Origin of the sequence: Aminobacter sp. MSH1, from assembly GCF_003071665.1 — a bacterium.
GTDB classification, from domain to species: Bacteria; Pseudomonadota; Alphaproteobacteria; order Rhizobiales; family Rhizobiaceae; genus Aminobacter; species Aminobacter niigataensis.
Map to the genome: position 1 here is coordinate 1,300,804 of NZ_CP026265.1, position 16,560 is coordinate 1,317,363.

General features: G+C 63.5%; 17 protein-coding genes and 1 tRNA gene. 14 read left to right on the plus strand and 4 right to left on the minus strand.

What is annotated here, in order from left to right; all coding sequences use genetic code 11:
- Positions 1 to 125: 125 nt before the first annotated feature.
- Positions 126 to 215, minus strand: a tRNA-Ser gene (locus tag CO731_RS06365).
- Between the two features lie 478 nt (positions 216 to 693).
- Between CO731_RS06365 and rplU the strand changes: the two genes are divergently transcribed.
- The 3 genes from rplU (at position 694) to CO731_RS06380 (ending at position 2,129) form a co-directional block, all read left to right on the plus strand.
- A complete protein-coding gene (gene rplU / locus CO731_RS06370) occupies positions 694 to 1,125 on the plus strand; it encodes a 50S ribosomal protein L21 (protein ID WP_108606441.1) in 432 nt (143 codons plus the stop codon).
- A 25-nt stretch (positions 1,126 to 1,150) separates the two neighbouring features.
- Complete coding sequence (rpmA, locus tag CO731_RS06375) at positions 1,151 to 1,420, plus strand: 50S ribosomal protein L27 (protein ID WP_108606442.1); 270 nt, start codon at positions 1,151 to 1,153, stop codon at positions 1,418 to 1,420.
- Between the two features lie 121 nt (positions 1,421 to 1,541).
- Positions 1,542 to 2,129 (plus strand): GNAT family protein, encoded by a 588-nt coding sequence (locus CO731_RS06380; RefSeq protein WP_183262779.1) that lies wholly within the window; start codon positions 1,542 to 1,544, stop codon positions 2,127 to 2,129.
- Between the two features lie 8 nt (positions 2,130 to 2,137).
- Here the strand turns inward: CO731_RS06380 and CO731_RS06385 are convergent, their stop codons facing one another.
- Positions 2,138 to 2,998 carry an endonuclease/exonuclease/phosphatase family protein gene (locus CO731_RS06385; protein ID WP_108606444.1) on the minus strand — a complete coding sequence of 287 codons (861 nt, stop codon included), beginning with the start codon at positions 2,996 to 2,998 and terminating at the stop codon, positions 2,138 to 2,140.
- A 114-nt stretch (positions 2,999 to 3,112) separates the two neighbouring features.
- Between CO731_RS06385 and obgE the strand changes: the two genes are divergently transcribed.
- The 4 genes from obgE (at position 3,113) to CO731_RS06405 (ending at position 7,333) form a co-directional block, all read left to right on the plus strand.
- Positions 3,113 to 4,150, plus strand: coding sequence for a GTPase ObgE (gene obgE / locus CO731_RS06390; protein WP_108606445.1), 1,038 nt, complete (start codon positions 3,113 to 3,115; stop codon positions 4,148 to 4,150).
- Between the two features lie 16 nt (positions 4,151 to 4,166).
- Complete coding sequence (gene proB, locus CO731_RS06395; protein ID WP_108609666.1) at positions 4,167 to 5,309, plus strand: glutamate 5-kinase; 1,143 nt, start codon at positions 4,167 to 4,169, stop codon at positions 5,307 to 5,309.
- A gap of 3 nt (positions 5,310 to 5,312) precedes the next feature.
- Positions 5,313 to 6,593: a glutamate-5-semialdehyde dehydrogenase gene (locus CO731_RS06400; protein WP_108606446.1), complete on the plus strand. Its 1,281-nt coding sequence runs from the start codon at positions 5,313 to 5,315 to the stop codon at positions 6,591 to 6,593.
- 92 nt (positions 6,594 to 6,685) lie between these two features.
- Complete coding sequence (locus tag CO731_RS06405; protein WP_199914570.1) at positions 6,686 to 7,333, plus strand: nicotinate-nucleotide adenylyltransferase; 648 nt, start codon at positions 6,686 to 6,688, stop codon at positions 7,331 to 7,333.
- 2 nt (positions 7,334 to 7,335) lie between these two features.
- Here CO731_RS06405 and CO731_RS06410 read toward each other — a convergent pair whose 3' ends face one another.
- Entirely contained in the window at positions 7,336 to 8,331 is a 996-nt protein-coding gene (locus CO731_RS06410) for an MBL fold metallo-hydrolase (RefSeq protein ID WP_108606448.1), read from the minus strand.
- A gap of 135 nt (positions 8,332 to 8,466) precedes the next feature.
- Positions 8,467 to 9,297 carry an AraC family transcriptional regulator gene (locus CO731_RS06415; protein WP_108606449.1) on the minus strand — a complete coding sequence of 277 codons (831 nt, stop codon included), beginning with the start codon at positions 9,295 to 9,297 and terminating at the stop codon, positions 8,467 to 8,469.
- A 210-nt stretch (positions 9,298 to 9,507) separates the two neighbouring features.
- On the opposite strand from CO731_RS06415, the gene CO731_RS06420 reads away from it, so the two are divergent.
- The 7 genes from CO731_RS06420 (at position 9,508) to CO731_RS06450 (ending at position 16,357) form a co-directional block, all read left to right on the plus strand.
- The gene (locus tag CO731_RS06420; protein WP_108606450.1) at positions 9,508 to 10,758 is read left to right on the plus strand and encodes an MFS transporter; all 1,251 of its coding nucleotides are present in this window, start codon (positions 9,508 to 9,510) and stop codon (positions 10,756 to 10,758) included.
- A 169-nt stretch (positions 10,759 to 10,927) separates the two neighbouring features.
- A complete protein-coding gene (rsfS, locus tag CO731_RS06425) occupies positions 10,928 to 11,305 on the plus strand; it encodes a ribosome silencing factor (RefSeq protein WP_108606451.1) in 378 nt (125 codons plus the stop codon).
- A gap of 17 nt (positions 11,306 to 11,322) precedes the next feature.
- Positions 11,323 to 11,805, plus strand: a complete 483-nt coding sequence (rlmH, locus tag CO731_RS06430) for a 23S rRNA (pseudouridine(1915)-N(3))-methyltransferase RlmH (protein WP_108606452.1) — start codon at positions 11,323 to 11,325, stop codon at positions 11,803 to 11,805.
- Positions 11,806 to 11,927: 122 nt separating this feature from the next.
- Positions 11,928 to 13,247, plus strand: coding sequence for a murein hydrolase activator EnvC (locus CO731_RS06435; protein WP_108606453.1), 1,320 nt, complete (start codon positions 11,928 to 11,930; stop codon positions 13,245 to 13,247).
- A 1-nt stretch (position 13,248) separates the two neighbouring features.
- Complete coding sequence (locus CO731_RS06440) at positions 13,249 to 14,577, plus strand: S41 family peptidase (RefSeq protein ID WP_108606454.1); 1,329 nt, start codon at positions 13,249 to 13,251, stop codon at positions 14,575 to 14,577.
- 103 nt (positions 14,578 to 14,680) lie between these two features.
- A complete protein-coding gene (locus tag CO731_RS06445) occupies positions 14,681 to 15,832 on the plus strand; it encodes a divergent polysaccharide deacetylase family protein (protein WP_245439650.1) in 1,152 nt (383 codons plus the stop codon).
- A gap of 6 nt (positions 15,833 to 15,838) precedes the next feature.
- Positions 15,839 to 16,357, plus strand: a complete 519-nt coding sequence (locus tag CO731_RS06450; protein ID WP_108606456.1) for an RNA pyrophosphohydrolase — start codon at positions 15,839 to 15,841, stop codon at positions 16,355 to 16,357.
- Positions 16,358 to 16,560: the final 203 nt, after the last annotated feature.

Genomic DNA, 16,560 nt, shown 5'->3' on the forward strand with positions numbered 1-16,560 from the left:
AAGGCTGGTTGTTGCCGGTCGGCAAGCAGTCGCGATTAGTTGCGGTCAACCGCAATGCGTATTGGCGGGAATGTTGGCGGGTAAATCGTCAATCAGCCGGTAACTATTTGATTTCTTTGATCAAATGGCGGAGAGGGAGGGATTCGAACCCCCGATGGGCTTGCACCCATGCCGCATTTCGAGTGCGGTGCATTCGACCACTCTGCCACCTCTCCGCGGTCGTGATCGGCCGTTGCCGGCGCGGCGCACTAGATAGCGGCTCATCGCCTGTCGCACAAGGCCAAATATGACTGTCGTCGCGCGTCTTTTCCGGGGGCTCCGAATTGGCCTGAAAGACGCTGCGTCAGATGTCCGGGCGATCTGGCGACAGTGGCGGCGGTAACTCGATCTAAAGTCTCGCCCGCACTGGTTCCAGGGGTGCCCGGTTGGCTTGTTCCTTGCGGTTCGAGCGCGTATCCAAAAGGTGGCATTCTCGGTGATGCCATATCGGGACCAGCCGTGCTATGCCGCCGGAAGGTCATTTTCCGGCCTGTTTGCCTTGACTCGATAGCAACCTTCGGTTACGGGACGCCCTGCATTCGGCGTGGAGGATTCTCTGCGCCGTTTGTTTTGAACCCGTAACGACTGACAAAAAGACGGCCGGGACCGCTTCAAGTGGTTCAACAAGGTCGACCGAACAGCGAAAGGCATAAAATGTTCGCAGTCATCAAAACGGGCGGCAAGCAGTATCGCGTTGCCGCCAATGATGTGATCAAGATCGAGAAGCTCGTCGGCGTCGCCGGCGATACCGTTGAATTCGTCGAAGTGCTCGCCGTTGGCGAAGGCGACAACGCAGAGATCGGCGCGCCCTTCGTGGCCGGCGCCGTGGTGACGGCGGAAGTGGTCGAGCAGGGCCGCGCCAAGACCGTCATCGCCTTCAAGAAGCGTCGTCGCCAGAACTCGCGCCGTTCGCGCGGCCATCGCCAGCACCTGACCACTGTCCGGATCGCCGAGATTCTGACGGGCGGTGCGAAGCCTTCGAAGAAGGCGGCAGCCAAGATCGATGCCGTGGCCGAAGACGCCGCAGAGAAGCCCGCGAAGAAGGCAGCGCCGAAAAAGGCTGCAGCCGTCGCGGAATCAGAGTAATCAGAGCGACTGAAGGAGAACATCCATGGCACATAAAAAAGCTGGCGGTTCGTCGCGCAACGGTCGCGATTCAGAATCCAAGCGCCTTGGCGTCAAGAAGTTCGGCAGCGAAGCCGTGATTCCCGGCAACATTATCGTTCGTCAACGCGGCACCACCTGGCATCCCGGCGTCAACGTCGGCATGGGCAAGGATCACACCCTTTTTGCGCTCGAAGCCGGCGCCGTGACCTTCAATAAAAAAGCCAATGGCCGAACCTACGTATCGGTTAATCCGATTCTCAAGGCCGCGGAGTAGCCGGTTCCGCACTACAACACCGGCGCCCCATCTCGGGAACCGGTGTCTGGCCAAGCCAGGAAAAGGATCAGGGGAGATGGGTCGCCATCTCCCCTTTTTCATTTCCTGGAGGATATTTGACATGGTTGCCGAGAAGGACGACGTCGAAGACGAAAGACTGTCGATCGACTGCCCGATACTGCTGACAGAACGGCTGGTGCTGCGGCCGCCGCACGAGGACGACGTCCCCGAGCTGGTGCAGCTTGCCGACAACCGGCACGTCGCCGAAATGCTGTCGCGCATGCCGCACCCCTACGGCGAAGCCGAAGCGCGTGCTTTCCTGTCGATGGCGCGCGGCCAGCGCGGTGGCGTGGTCTACGCGATCACGCTTGCCGACACCGGTGCCTTCGTCGGTTCGGCCGGGCTCAACTACACCGACCGCGGCCTCGAACTCGGCTACTGGATCGGCGAACCCCACTGGAAGCATGGCTACGCCACCGAGGCGGCGCACGCGCTGGTCGATCTCGCCTTCCGTGCGACCGACGTCAACGTGCTCAACGTCTCGTGCCGGGTCATCAACCCGGCGTCGCGCCGCGTCATCCACAAGTGCGGCTTCCAGTATGCCGGGCAGGGCATGCTGAACTCGATCGTCGCCGGCCAGGTGCCGGTCGAGCGCTACCGCCTCGACCGCAAGACCTGGGCGAGCCTCAGGTCTTGGGCACGCAGCTGAGGTGAGCGCTAGGCCAGTTCGAGCCACACCGGCTGGTGGTCGGAGCCTTGCGCATCTTTGTCGATGCGGATGGATTTGACCCTGGCGGCGAGGCCGGCCTGGACGAAGGCGTAGTCGATGAGGCGGGATTTTTCCGGATGGGTCGTGTCGGTCCAGGAGACCGATCCGTCCGGAACGCCGCCTGCCAGCGCATAGGCGTCGACAGGGTGGTGGGCGACGATCTGGGTGCCCTCCACCGGGTCGGGCGCGCCGGCCATGACGACATGTTCGGGCGAGCCGGGGACCATGTTGAAGTCGCCCATCAATATGAATTCTTCCGGGCAGGGGAGCTCGGGAAAGCCGTATTCGACAGCGCCCGAGATGGCGCCGCCTTCCATCGGATAGGCGTAGACCCGCTCCTTGAGGTGGCGGATCTGCGCGATCCTCTCTTCGAGATTGACGTGGTCGAGATGCACCGAATAGACGCGCAACGGACCGGACGGCGCCATGACGAGCGCTTCCAGCGCCGCGCGCTGCAGGTTGCCGCGGCTCAAGCGCCGGCTGCGCGGCAGAAGCAGGTTGCGCGACGCCACGATCGGCCAGCGCGACAGCACCATGTTGCCGAACTGCAGCCGTTTGTTTGCCGGCTTGCCGTCGTCGCCGACCATGCCGAAGTCGATGTCCATGGCGACGCCGTAAACATGAAAGTAGTCGGGCAGCAGCCTCGCCAGCCCCTCGACCATGTCGGCGCCATTGTTGCGCATGAAGTTGCGGGTCACCTCCTGCAGCGCGACGATGTCGGCACCTTCGACCGCGGCGGCAATGCGCCCGAGGTCATAGCGTCCGTCGCGACCGACACCATATTGGGTGTTGTAGGTGACCAGTTTCATCTACGTCCTTTCCGTGCGCGGCTCCGCGCCCAATCCGCTCTCGCCCTTCGCCGCGCCTTGCGCTATGGCAGGTGCGCTGAAACAACGAAATAACAGCAGAAGACGAAGAGTCCGATGAAATTTCTCGATCAGGCCAAGGTTTACATCCGCTCCGGCAATGGCGGCGCGGGCGCAGTGTCGTTCCGGCGCGAAAAATTCATCGAATTCGGTGGCCCGGACGGCGGCGACGGCGGCCGTGGTGGCGACGTCTGGCTGGAGGTGGTCGACGGGCTGAACACGCTGATCGACTATCGCTACCAGCAGCATTTCAAGGCGCAGACCGGCGTGCACGGCATGGGCCGCAACATGACCGGCGCCAAGGGCTCCGACATCATCCTGAAGGTGCCCGTCGGCACGCAGGTCTATGAAGAAGACAATGAGACGCTGATCTGCGACCTGACCCAGGTCGGCCAGCGCTACCTGCTGGCCAAGGGCGGCAATGGCGGCTTCGGCAACCAGCACTTCAAGACCTCGACCAACCAGGCGCCGCGGCGCGCCAATCCCGGCCTTGAAGGCCAGGAGATGTGGGTCTGGCTCAGGCTCAAGCTGATCGCCGATGCAGGCCTCGTCGGCCTGCCCAATGCCGGCAAGTCGACCTTCCTCGCTTCCGTCACCGCGGCCAAGCCCAAGATCGCCGACTATCCGTTCACCACGCTGCATCCGGGCCTCGGAGTCGCCCGCATCGACGCGCGCGAGTTCGTCATCGCCGACATTCCCGGCCTGATCGAGGGCGCCCATGAGGGTGTCGGCATCGGCGACCGCTTCCTCGGCCATGTCGAGCGCACGCGCGTGCTGCTGCATCTGGTTTCGGCGCAGGAAGAAAACCCGGGCAAGGCCTACAAGGTGGTGCGCGGCGAGCTTGAGGCCTATGGCCATGGGCTGACCGACAAGATCGAGATCGTGGCGCTTTCCCAGGTCGACACGCTCGACCCGGACGAGCGCAAGAAGAAGATCGCTTCGCTGAAGCGCGCTGCCGGCCGCGCGCCGATCCTGCTGTCGGCGGTCACGCGCGAGGGCGTCGAGGAGACGCTGCGGGCGCTGATGAGCGTCGTCGAGGAAGCCCGCCTGGCAAGCGGCGATGTCGCACCTTCTGATGCGCGCTGGACGAAGTAGGCCGACCGACATGACGATCCCTTCGCTGCGGACCTACAAGCGCATCACCGTCAAGATCGGTTCGGCGCTGCTGGTCGATCGTTCGACCGGCCTCAAGCGCGAATGGCTGGCCTCGATGGCTGATGACATTGCAACGCTTGCAGAAAGAGGCGCCGACGTGCTGGTGGTGTCTTCGGGCGCCATCGCGCTAGGCCGCACCATTTTGGGCCTTGGCAAGCGTGCGCTGAAGCTCGAGGAGAGCCAGGCGGCGGCAGCCGTCGGCCAGATCGCGCTGTCCAGCGCATGGGCGGAAGAGCTTGGGCGCAAGGGTTTGAAGTCGGGCCAGATCCTGGTGACGCTCGGCGACACCGAGGAGCGCCGGCGCTATCTCAATGCGCGCGCCACCATCTCGACGCTGCTCAAGATGAAGGCCGTGCCCGTCATCAACGAGAACGACACGGTCGCCACCACCGAGATCCGCTACGGCGACAACGACCGGCTGGCTGCACGCATGGCGACCATGATGGGCGCTGATCTCCTGGTGCTTTTGTCCGATATCGACGGGCTCTACACCGCGCCGCCGGCGCATGATCCGAACGCCAGGTTCATTCCGGTCGTCGATCGCATCACGCCCGACATCGAGGGGATGGCCGGTGCCGCAGCCTCCGAGCTGTCGCGCGGCGGCATGCGCACCAAGCTCGACGCCGGCAAGATCGCCACCGCCGCAGGCACGGCGATGATCATCACCGCCGGCACGCGGCTGTCGCCGCTGATGGCGATCGAGCGCGGCGAGCGCGCCACCTATTTCCGCCCCAGCGGCAATCCGGTGAAGGGTTACAAGACCTGGATCGCAGGCCAGCTCGAGCCGGCAGGCCGACTGACGGTCGATGCCGGTGCTGTTGGTGCGCTATTGTCCGGAAAGTCGCTGCTGCCGGCGGGCGTGAAGCTGGTCAGCGGCAATTTCTCGCGTGGCGATACGGTGGCGATCCTGGCGCCCGAGGGGCGCGAGATCGCGCGCGGGCTGGTTGCCTATGACGCAGCGGATGCCGTAAGGATCGCTGGACTGAAAACGGCGGAAATCGAAACCGTGCTTGGCTACGAGGCGCGTTCTGCGATGGTCCATCGCGACGATCTCGTTGTCAGCCACGCGGATGCGGTTGTGGTGCAAGCGGAAGGGTAGGACATGCTGAAGGCGCATGAGAGCGGAGACACGACGCGGCTGATGACTGAGATCGGGCGCAAGGCCCGTGCTGCCGCCCGCCCACTCGCCATCGCCAGTGCCGAACGCAAGCATGCCGCCCTGATCGGCATGGCCGACGCTATCCTGCGCCGTCAGGAGGACATCCTCGACGCCAACGCCATCGACGTGAAGAATGGCGAGGAGGCCGGGCTGAGCGGCTCGTTCATGGACCGGCTGAAGCTGACGCCGGGCCGTATTCGCGACATGGCCGACGGCATCCGCGCCATTGCCGACCTCAGGGATCCCGTCGGCGAAGTGATTGCTGAATGGGACCGCCCCAACGGGCTGCATATCGAGCGCGTGCGCACGCCGCTCGGCGTCATCGGCGTGATCTACGAGAGCCGTCCCAACGTGACTGCCGATGCCGGCGCGCTCTGCCTCAAGGCCGGCAATGCGGTAATCCTGCGCGGCGGCTCGGATTCGCTCAATTCGTCGCTGGCGATCCATGCCTGCCTGGTCGAGGGGCTGAACGCGGCCAAGCTGCCCGAGGATGCGATCCAGTTGGTGCCGGTGGCAGACCGTGCCGCGGTCGGCGAGATACTGAAGGGCCTGTCGGGCAATCTCGACGTCATCATCCCGCGCGGCGGCAAGAGCCTTGTCGAGCGCGTCCAGAACGAGGCGCGGGTGCCGGTGTTCGCCCATCTCGAAGGCATCTGCCATCTCTACATCGACAAGTCGGCCAAGCTCGACATGGCGGTGGGCATTGCCGTCAACGCCAAGATGCGGCGCACCGGCATTTGCGGCGCGGCCGAGACCCTGCTTGTCGATCGCGCGGTTGCCGCGACCCATCTGGTGCCGGTGCTGGAAGCGCTGCGCAAGGCGGGTTGCGAAATCCATGCCGACGAGGAGGTCCTGGCTGCTTTCAATGATGCCAAGCCGGCGACCGATGCAGATTGGGTGACCGAGTATCTCGACGCCATCATCTCGGTGAAGCTTGTCGACGGCGTTGCCGGCGCCATCGAGCATATCGAGACGTTTTCCTCGCACCACACCGAGGCGCTCGTCGCCGAGGATGCCAAGGCCGTGGAGCGCTTCTTCAACGAAATCGACTCGGCGATCCTGCTGCACAACGCCTCCACGCAGTTCGCCGACGGCGGCGAGTTCGGCATGGGTGCCGAGATCGGCATCGCCACCGGCAAGATGCATGCGCGAGGGCCGGTCGGCGTCGAGCAGCTGACCTCGTTCAAGTACCGCGTGCGCGGCACCGGCCAGCTCAGGCCGTGACGGAAAGCATCGGGCTGGTGTGACGGCTTTGCGCGCAATCACCCCCCTCTGCCCTGCCGGGCATCTCCCCCTCAAGGGGGGTGCCTAGCGCCATGCTCTCCTCCCTGGAGCCGCCAGTTCCCCAAAAATACCTGCGCATGCCGCATGCGATGAAGGGCATGCAGGTCGGGCTGTTCGGCGGCTCGTTCAATCCGCCGCATGCCGGCCATGGCCTCGTCGCCGAAATCGCCATGCGCCGCCTGCAGCTCGACCAGCTGTGGTGGATCGTCACCCCGGGCAATCCGCTGAAAAGCACGCGCGAACTTGCGCCACTGGCAAAGCGGATCGAACTGTCGGAGCAGATCGCCAAAGACCCGCGCATCAAGGTCACCGCCTTCGAGGCGAGGCACAATGTGCGCTACACCGCCGACACGCTGGCGCTGATCAAGGCGCGAAATCCGGGCGTCGATTTCGTCTGGATCATGGGGGCCGACAATCTGCGCGATTTCCACCGCTGGCAGCGCTGGCGGCAGATCGTCATGACCTTTCCGATCGCGGTCATCGACCGGCCGGGGGCGACGCTGTCGTTCCTGTCGTCGGCGGTCGCCAAGACCTTCGACTATGCGCGCGTGGACGAGGGCGACGCGCCACGCCTGGCGCGAATGAAGGCCCCGGCCTGGACCTTCATCCACGGGCCGCGTTCGCTGCTGTCGTCGACGGCGCTGCGGAACGGCACGGCCAAGGACAAGCCTAGGTCCTGAGCCTAGTCCCGGAGGGTCGGCAGCGGCCGATCCTTGTAGTACTCTTGGAGACTCTCCAGATTGGACTGGTGGACGTGCCTATAAGGCTTCCACACGCTTATCCATCCCTTCGTAAGGGACTCCTCGACAGCCGTCTCCAGCGGCATCGTTAGAAAATCGGCGTCCTTGGCTCTCAGGGTCATATTCCGCAGGTAGATTTTCGTGGCGTCGATCAGAGTGTCGTCGTAACCGCCCTTCTCGATTACGTCGATGTTCCCATGGTTGGGGTAGATGCGGGCGATCCCGAATTGCTTCAATGCTTCGAGATTGTCGATCTGAGCGGGCACGCTAGCTGGCGTAGAAATATACACGAGCGTGTCCTCCATAGTATCTCCGGCAAGTAGGATCTTGTCGGCAGGAAGGAAGGCCACCAGGCTGTCCGGCGTATGTATGTCGACATTGTGAAGTTCGACCTTCACGTCGCCGACCATGACTTCCATCTTTCCTTCGAACACCTTGTTGGGAAGAACGAGGGGCAGGATAGCGGGCGGCCCCCAGAGATTTCCGCTTTCGATGGCCGCACGCTTTTCAAGGAGGCTCTCCAGCGTCCCCTTGCTCGCGATGATGGGGGCATTCGCATATGTGCCGTTACCGCCGATATGATCGAGATGGTAGTGGCTGTTCACGACGGTGATCCGCTTGGTTCCCATCTGCTCAAGATGGTCGCGAACCCATTTCGACTGCTGCATGGTCGGAAACGTATCCCACACCAGGGCTTCGTCACCGCGATAGATCGCATAGGTCGCTACGCCGAGATCCATGGACCCGCTGTCAGCCCAATTCTCAGTTCCTCCAGTTTTGGGTGGCGTCGACGGTCTGCCATCGTAGAACGCCAACATGTAGTCCGTCACCTTGATGACACGGATATCCGAGTTGATCTGTGCATTCGCCGTTCCGGCGGCAAGTGCCGCACCGAACAAAAGAATGCCCAGCAGTTTTCGCAGTTCCGGTAACAACATTTCTCCCCCACTCCCTCACGTTCGCGCAGCCAGACAGCACAAGTCATGCGTTCTCCTAGCAAGGAGACATGAATTTCCGTCAGGTCGGCCAGTTAAGTGATCTCGATATGTGATCACAATAGACGGCGTTGTCAACTAAGTCTTGATCGGGATCCAGAGTTCGTAGCCGCCATGACCCGTCTCCGGATCGAAGCTCTCGGGGTAGAGCTCGAAGTTCGGGCCGTCGGCCGCCTTGTGTCCGGAGTCCGGCAGCCACTTGCTCCAGACGGTGTGGGTGATGCGCCGGATCATCGAGATGTGGTCGGTGGTGGCGAACACGGCATAGCGCTGCGGCGGAATGCGGAGGCGGCCGTATTCCGACGTCAGGCCGGAGAAGTCGGAGACCTCGACGCCGGCGATGTATTCGAAGCTGTCGTCGTCGAAGTTGCAGCAGACGCCGTAGCCGACCATGCCTTTCTGGCTGGGAACGCTGCCGAAATGCGGTCCAAAACGCTGCCACAGCGCAGGTATGCCGTGGCTCGTTTCGCTGGTGTAGCGCTCACTGAAGCCGGCGATGAGCAAGGCGCCGCCGTCGACAAAGCGCGACGGGGCAAGGTTTTCGACAAAGGTTTCGTCCATCTTGAGATGCTCCACATATTCGGGTTGGGGAACGGTGCCATTGGCGCGTACGTCCTCGGGCGTCTGCCCGAAGCGGTCGCGGAAGGCCCGGGTGAACGCCTCATGCGAGCCGTAACCGGCGTCGAGCGCGACCGCCAATATGTCGGGCGCTCCCTTGGCCAGCGAAAACGCCGCGTCGGTCAGGCGGCGGGCCCTGATGTAGCCCATGATCGAATGGCCGGTGGCGGCCCCGAAGGCGCGGGACATGTGAAAGCGCGAGACACCCCCGATGGCGGCTATCTCGTCGAGCCCGATGTCGCTGGAATAGTGGCTTTCGATGAACCAGATGGCTTTCTGAACAGGGGTCATTGGTCTTTCCGGCACAAGGATGCCCCCGATATGCCCGCTTGCGGGGCGGTCCATTTGATCGCGCTTGCTGCCAGCGCTCTTTTTGCGCCGATGTCGATGGCAAAACGCGGGCCGCCAGCCTTTGATCCAGCCCGCTATATCGGCCAAGCCAGCGCCGTCCATGTCGCAATTGCAGCTGCGTAAATGCCACAGGCAGGCGAGACTTGGTACATGGATCAGCGGGACGATGTTGCGGTTGCGGTAGATGAGGGCGAACAGACGCCGGCCATAGCCGTTGCCGGCGTGATCCTGGCGATGGCGCTGGTTGCCGTCGGCAATGGGTTGATGTTCGGCTACATTCCCATCAGCCTCGGAGCGGCGGGTTATGCGCCGACCTGGGCAGGCTCGATCCTGACCGGTCTGTCGGCCGGCGGTCTCGCCGGCTGCCTGCTCACCGGCATGCTGGTCCGCCGCGTCGGCCATGCCAGGGCCTACATGGTGTTTTCCGCGCTGATCGTGCTGTCCAACGTGGCGATAGGGGCGGGCACCTATCCTGTCATCTGGACCGCGGCGCGGGTGCTCTACGGCTTTGCCATATGCGGACTGTTCATCGTCGCGCAGAGTTGGCTCAACGATGCCGTGGGCAACAACATTCGCGGCCGGGTCATGGCGATCTTCTATGTCGCCTACGTCGTCGGCCTGGGCGTCGGTTCGTTCCTGCTGCGCTTCGTCGACATCTCTGGCGCCGATGCGGCGCTGCTTGGCATCGCCTTCAATGCGATTTCCATCCTGCCGGTGGGGCTCACGCGCCTGCGCCAGCCGCCGGCGCCGCAGGCGGCTTCGGTCGCCCTGGCCCGTGCCTGGCGCATCTCGCCCGTCGGCGTCGCCGGCATGCTGGCCGTCGGCGGCGTGTCGATGCTGGTCACCGGTTTCGCACCCATCCATGCGACGGCCAGCGGCTTCAGCCAGCAGGAGGTGGCGACGTTGTTGTTTGCCATGCCGCTCGGCACGCTGCTGTTCCAGATCCCGTTCGGCTGGATTTCCGACCGCACCGACCGGCGTCATGTTCTGGTGGCGGCCGGACTGCTGGTGGTGATCGGCGGCCTTGCCGCAAGCCGTTTCGACGGTAGCGCCCTGCCGATCATGGTTGCGATCTATGTCGTGTGGAGTGGAGCGAGCGAATCGATCTATTCGCTGTCGAGCGCGCATGCCAGCGACCGGGCCCACAAGGACGACCTGGTGGCGCTGTCGAGCAGCATGCTGTTCGCCTGGTCGCTGTCAGGTTTCGTCGTGCCCGGCCTCGGCACCGTGCTGACCGCGATCTACGGCACCCAGGCCTTCATGCACGTGGCGGTCGTGATAGCTGCCTTGTTCACGGCGTTCGTCCTGTGGCGGCTCCGCATCAGCCGCGCCGTACCGGCGGGTGAAGCGGGCAGCTTTTCGCCGATGTCCGCGCAGTTGCCGCCGTCTGTCGATCCGTAGGGAAAGTGGTGCACGGCCGGCCTTGGGAGATCAACTTGTTGGCCCTTGTCTTGAAACTGTACCCCAACTCTGCCTATCTAACTGGTGTTACCCGAGTTCAGGGTGATTTGGTTGTTCCTGTCGGAAAGGAAAGACACTGAGAACAGCACTTCGGAAGAGGGCGGAAATCCTGCCTTCGCCGGCCGGGATAGGCGAAATCGACGCCGTTGCCCGCGCCATCAAGACAGTCCTTGCCAGTCTGGAAGACTCCAAGGCCGAAGACATCGTCTCCATCGACATTCAGGGGAAATCGAGCCTGGGCGACTACATGGTCGTAGCCTCGGGCCGGTCGCACCGTCATGTCGCGGCGGTAGCCGATCATCTCCTCAAGGCGCTGAAGGATGCCGGTCTCGGCACGCCCCGCGTCGAGGGCATGTCGGGCGCCGACTGGGTGCTCATCGATTCCGGTGATGTCATCGTGCACGTCTTCCGGCCCGAGATCCGCGAGTTCTACAACATCGAAAAGATGTGGCAGGCGCCGGATCTCGAGGAAGAAACGGTTCATTGAACCGTTAGACGACAGGGATGAAGGTCGCGATACATGCCGTGGGCCGGATGAAAGCCGGCCCCGAGAAGGAGCTTGCCGACCGCTATCTCGACCGGTTCTCGAAAAGCGGCGGGCCGCTTGGCCTCGATTTTTCAGGGGTCGCCGAGATTGCCGAAAGCCGGGCGCAGAACGTCGATGAACGGCGGCGTGAGGAAGCCGACAGGCTGCGCGCCCAGATGGTGTCCGGAACGGCACTGATCCTGCTCGACGAGCGCGGCAAGAACCTCTCATCACAACAATTCGCCGACAAGATCGCTTCGCTGCGCGATGGCGGCCAGCGCGGGCTGATGATCGCCATCGGCGGCCCAGACGGCCATGACGAGGCGCTGCGCAACGAGGCGCAAATGCTGATCTCGTTCGGTGCCGCCACCTGGCCGCACCAGATGGTCCGCATCATGCTCGGCGAGCAGCTCTATCGCGCCGCGACCATTCTTTCAGGGCATCCGTACCATCGCGCGTGAGTGCCCGGAATTCGACAAAATGGCCGGGCAAAAGTCCGCATGCGGTCGCGCCCGGCAAACATGGTTGATGGTTCGTTAACGATGCCGCCGCTAAGGTCGCAGACATAGAACCGGATCATCGCATGGCGCGGAATTTTCCCCTGAAGGCGTGGCTTCAGCCATGCCGCGGCATCGTCGCGGCGGGCTGGATTGCGCTCGCCTGCGGGGCCGCGTCCGCCCAGATGGGGCCGCCCTTGCCCGACCCCGACAGGACGCGATCGGAACTCGAAAACCTGTCGCGCGACATCCAGGTTTCGTCCGAACGTCGCGAGAAGCTGGCAGCCGAAATCGCCCAGGTGAAAAAGGACCACGCCTCGATCACCGCGGTGCTCATCCAGTCGGCCAAGACCGAACGCAAGCTTTCGCAGGACATCGAAGACATCGCCGGCAAGCTCGAGGGGCTGAAGGAGCAGGAGGCAGGCATCCGCACTTCGCTCAACATGCGCAAATCCGTGCTGGCCGAGGTGCTCGGCGCGTTGCAGCGCATGGGGCTCAATCCGCCGCCAGCGATCCTGGTCAAGCCGGAGGATGCATTGTCATCGGTGCGCAGCGCCATCCTGCTCGGCGCGGTGGTGCCTGAACTGCGATCCGAGACCGAGATCCTGATGGCCGACCTCAGGGAATTGTCGCGGGTCGTGACCTCGATCGAAGGCGAGCGCGACCGACTGACCACGGCGATGACTGCGCAAGCCGGCGAAAAGGCGCGACTCGATCTGCTGCTCGAAGCCAAGAGCCGGCTGCGCTCGAATACCGAGACTGCACTTGCCGAAGAATCCAAAAATGCAGCCCAACTGGCCGCGCGCGCCGACAGTCTCAAAGATTTGATCGCTTCGCTCGACAAGCTGGCGGCCAAGAAAGCAGCCGATACGGAGGCCGCGAGGAAGGCTGCCGAAGAGGCGGCAAAAGCTGCAAACGAACCGGTCGTCGCGGCCGTGCCGGAAGCCAACCAACTTGTTGCTTCTGCTCCATTTTCCGTTCTTCAAGGGCAAGTTTCGCTACCGGTCACGGGACGCATCAAGCGCCGCTTTGGCGCCGACGACGGCATCGGCGGAACCATGCTCGGGGACATGGTTGCGACACAATCGGGCGCCATCGTGACCGCTCCGGCGGATGGAAGCGTTCTTTATGCGGGGCCTTTCCGCTCCTATGGTCAACTCTTGATCCTCAATGCCGGCGACGGCTATCATGTCGTCCTGGCGGGGATGAGCAGAATCACCGTTGCGCCGGGTCAGTCCGTACTAGCTGGCGAACCGATCGGTGCGATGGGAGAGGCGAGGGTGGCGAGCACCTCTGCCTCTGACAATGCGAATGCGACGCCGGAACTCTATGTCGAGTTCCGCAAGGATGGAAAACCCGTCGATCCGACCCCGTGGTGGGCGGACCGCACCTCTGGAAGGACATGAAATGATGCGTAAACTGTCGCTTCTGCTTGCCGGGGCGCTGATGGGAGCCACGGCCATGGGCCTGGTGTATGGTGCACCTGGCTCGACGGCAAACGCGGCAGGTTCGGAAACCTACCGCCAGCTCGCCATCTTCGGCGACATCTTCGAACGCGTGCGCGGCCAGTATGTGACCCCGCCGGACGAGAAGTCGCTGATCGAGAATGCCATCAACGGCATGCTGACGTCGCTCGACCCGCATTCATCGTATCTCAACGCCGAAGCGGCCAAGGACATGCGTGTCCAGACCAAGGGCGAATTCGGCGGCCTCGGCATCGAGGTGACGATGGAGAACGAACTCGTCAAGGTCATCACCCCGATCGACGACACCCCTGCCGCCAAGGCGGGCGTGCTGGCCGGCGACTTCATCTCCAAGATCGATGGCGAGGAAGTTCGCGGCCTGACGCTGAACGACGCGGTCGAGAAGATGCGCGGACTGGTCAATACGCCGATCAAGCTGACGATCCTGCGCGAAGGCGCCGACAAGCCGATCGAGATTTCGATCATGCGCGACGTCATCAAGGTCAAGGCGGTCAAGTTCCGCGTCGACAATGATGTCGGCTACATGAAAATCACCTCGTTTACCGAGAAGACGTTCGACGACCTGCAGAATGCCATCGAGCAGATCAAGAAGCAGGTGCCGGACGACAAGCTCAAGGGCTACGTGCTTGACCTCCGCCTCAACCCGGGCGGTCTGCTCGACCAGGCGGTTAGCGTCTCCGACACATTCCTCGACCGCGGCGAGATCGTCTCGACGCGTGGTCGCGATCCGAAGGACATCACGCGCTTCGATTCGCGTGCCGGAGACGACATCGACGGCAAGCCGCTGATCGTTCTGGTCAACGGCGGTTCGGCGAGTGCTTCGGAAATCGTGGCGGGCGCGTTGCAGGACCACCGCCGGGCAACCGTGGTGGGCACGCAGTCCTTCGGCAAGGGGTCGGTGCAGACCATCATACCGCTGGCCGAGAACGGTGCGCTCCGCCTTACCACGGCGCTCTATTACACGCCGTCGGGCAAGTCGATCCAGGGCAAGGGCATCACGCCCGACATCAAGGTCGATCAGCCGCTGCCGGCCGATCTGCAGGGTCGCGACGTGACCCGCGGCGAATCGGAGCTCAAGGGCCACATCAAGGGTGCCGAGGAGAGCGATACCGGTTCGGGTTCGGCTGCCTATGTGCCGCCGGAGCCGAAAGACGATCTGCAGCTCAACTATGCGCTCGAGCTGCTCCGCGGCCAGAAGACCGATCCGGCATTCCCGCCGAATCCGGACAAGGCCGTGATGAACAACCAGTAAGCAATGGCCAGCGAAAAGCTGGCCTGCGTAGCTGGGCAATGCGATGCTGCCGGGACCGCAAGGTTCCGGCAGTTTGATTCGGGGGCTAGCCGCAGGGCACGGCGTGGTAAAGAACGACAAGGAAATCGACCGTCCGCTCGGACAGACGCCAGGGCGTCGTTCCGGAGGTGTGCGTGCGCCCCGGCTGCGCAAGGGGCCGGTTGTCGCCGGGATTTGCCTGTTGGCGGTCGTCGCGGCTTCGGCGGCTATCGCGCTGCGCGACAAGCCGTTTAGGGCGCCCGAGGTTGTTGCCGTGGCCAAACCAGAGGCGGTTTCAGTCCCGGTCAAGGCGTTGGCGGCGAAACCATCGAACCCGGCCTCCAACGGCGGTCCGGCAATCATCAAGGTCAATCCAACCGAAGGCGGTGGCGCCATAGTCATTCGCGATCCGTCGGCGGTGGGGCAGAACCCGCGGATGGCGCACCTTCCCGACAAGGCGCTGATCGAAGACAGCGCGACCGGGCCGTTGCCAATCCGCGCGGCCGACGGCCGGCGGGCGTTCGACGTCTATGCGGGGGCATGGTCTGGCGCGCGCGGCGCACGGGTGGCGATCGTCATCGGCGGGCTCGGCCTGTCGCAGACCGGAACGCAAGAAGCGATCGGCAAGCTGCCGCCCGAAGTGACGCTGGGGTTTGCGCCGCAAGGCAATAGCCTTGGCCGCTGGATGCAGGCGGCACGGCGCGAGGGCCACGAGATCGTCATGCAGGTGCCGCTCGAGCCGTTCGATTTTCCCAACGTCAATCCCGGCCGCAATACGCTGACCGTCGACGCGAGCGCCGACGAAAACCTCAAGAACCTGCGCTGGACGCTGTCGCGGACGACCAATTATACCGCCGTGATGAGCTATATGGGCGCGCGTTTTTCGACGAGCCCCGAAGCAATGGGCCTGCTGATGGCGGAACTCGGCAAGCGCGGCATCGGCTATGTCGACGACGGCTCGTCGGCGCGCAGCCTGGCGCCCGAGCAGGCGTTGAAGAACGGGGTGCCGTTCGCGGCAGGAGACGCAGTCATCGATGCCGTTCAGGATCGCGGCGCGATCCTGAACAAGCTCGACGAACTGGAGCGGACGGCCCGCGCCAAGGGCTTTGCCATCGGCACGGGCAACGCTTTCGATGTCACCGTCGATGCGGTGGCGTCATGGGCTAGCGAGGCGCGCAAGCGCGGCATTGAGATCGTGCCGATCTCGGCGGTCGCGAGTGATCCGGAACGAGGATAGGAAAGCATGTCGAAGAACAAGATCGCTCCGGAGGATCTGCCTTACCGCCCTTGCGTCGGCATCATGGTGTTGAATGCCAAGGGCCTGGTCTGGGCAGGGCGCCGCATTGCCGAGCCCGACAGCGAACTGTCTGATACCAACCAGCTCTGGCAGATGCCGCAGGGCGGTATCGACAAGGGCGAGGAGCCCTATCCGGCAGCCACGCGCGAACTCTACGAGGAAACCGGCATGCGCAGCGTCACGCTGCTCGCCGAGGCTCCTGAGTGGATCAACTACGACCTGCCGCCGCATCTCCTGGGCGTTGCGTTCAAGGGCAAATATCGTGGCCAGACGCAAAAATGGTTCGCCTTCCGCTTCGAGGGCAATGAGAACGAGATCGCCATCGACCCACCTCCGGGAGGGCATTCTGCCGAGTTCGACCGCTGGGCATGGAAGCCGATGGTCGAGTTGCCGGAGCTGATCGTGCCGTTCAAGCGCAGGGTCTATGACGAGGTCGTGGCGGCGTTCAGGCACCTCGTGGCATAGGCCCGCGGCCGCTGCCCTTGACAAGCCGTGCCGGGTCAGCGACCCTTCACGCATGTGCACCATCGCTCATATCGGCAGTTTTGCCCTGTTTCGGGTCTGCCCCATCGCGGGATCCTAGCCCCGGCTCGGTCGCCATGCGACTTCCGAGCCCTTGGGGCACATTCTTCAACGCATAAAATCATGAGCAACGAACCGCATTGTGG

What these genes read in the sequence shown, in the direction of transcription:
- rlmH (WP_108606452.1), top strand. Translation starts at nt 11,323, where the DNA reads ATGAAGGTCGCGATACATGCCGTGGGCCGGATGAAAGCCGGCCCCGAG.
- rplU (WP_108606441.1), top strand. Translation starts at nt 694, where the DNA reads ATGTTCGCAGTCATCAAAACGGGCGGCAAGCAGTATCGCGTTGCCGCC.
- CO731_RS06450 (WP_108606456.1), top strand. Translation starts at nt 15,839, where the DNA reads ATGTCGAAGAACAAGATCGCTCCGGAGGATCTGCCTTACCGCCCTTGC.
- CO731_RS06400 (WP_108606446.1), top strand. Translation starts at nt 5,313, where the DNA reads ATGCTGAAGGCGCATGAGAGCGGAGACACGACGCGGCTGATGACTGAG.
- CO731_RS06420 (WP_108606450.1), top strand. Translation starts at nt 9,508, where the DNA reads ATGGATCAGCGGGACGATGTTGCGGTTGCGGTAGATGAGGGCGAACAG.
- CO731_RS06410 (WP_108606448.1), bottom strand. Translation starts at nt 8,331, where the DNA reads ATGTTGTTACCGGAACTGCGAAAACTGCTGGGCATTCTTTTGTTCGGT.
- CO731_RS06415 (WP_108606449.1), bottom strand. Translation starts at nt 9,297, where the DNA reads ATGACCCCTGTTCAGAAAGCCATCTGGTTCATCGAAAGCCACTATTCC.
- CO731_RS06385 (WP_108606444.1), bottom strand. Translation starts at nt 2,998, where the DNA reads ATGAAACTGGTCACCTACAACACCCAATATGGTGTCGGTCGCGACGGA.
- CO731_RS06380 (WP_183262779.1), top strand. Translation starts at nt 1,542, where the DNA reads ATGGTTGCCGAGAAGGACGACGTCGAAGACGAAAGACTGTCGATCGAC.
- rpmA (WP_108606442.1), top strand. Translation starts at nt 1,151, where the DNA reads ATGGCACATAAAAAAGCTGGCGGTTCGTCGCGCAACGGTCGCGATTCA.
- obgE (WP_108606445.1), top strand. Translation starts at nt 3,113, where the DNA reads ATGAAATTTCTCGATCAGGCCAAGGTTTACATCCGCTCCGGCAATGGC.
- CO731_RS06405 (WP_199914570.1), top strand. Translation starts at nt 6,686, where the DNA reads ATGCTCTCCTCCCTGGAGCCGCCAGTTCCCCAAAAATACCTGCGCATG.
- CO731_RS06435 (WP_108606453.1), top strand. Translation starts at nt 11,928, where the DNA reads ATGGCGCGGAATTTTCCCCTGAAGGCGTGGCTTCAGCCATGCCGCGGC.
- CO731_RS06440 (WP_108606454.1), top strand. Translation starts at nt 13,249, where the DNA reads ATGATGCGTAAACTGTCGCTTCTGCTTGCCGGGGCGCTGATGGGAGCC.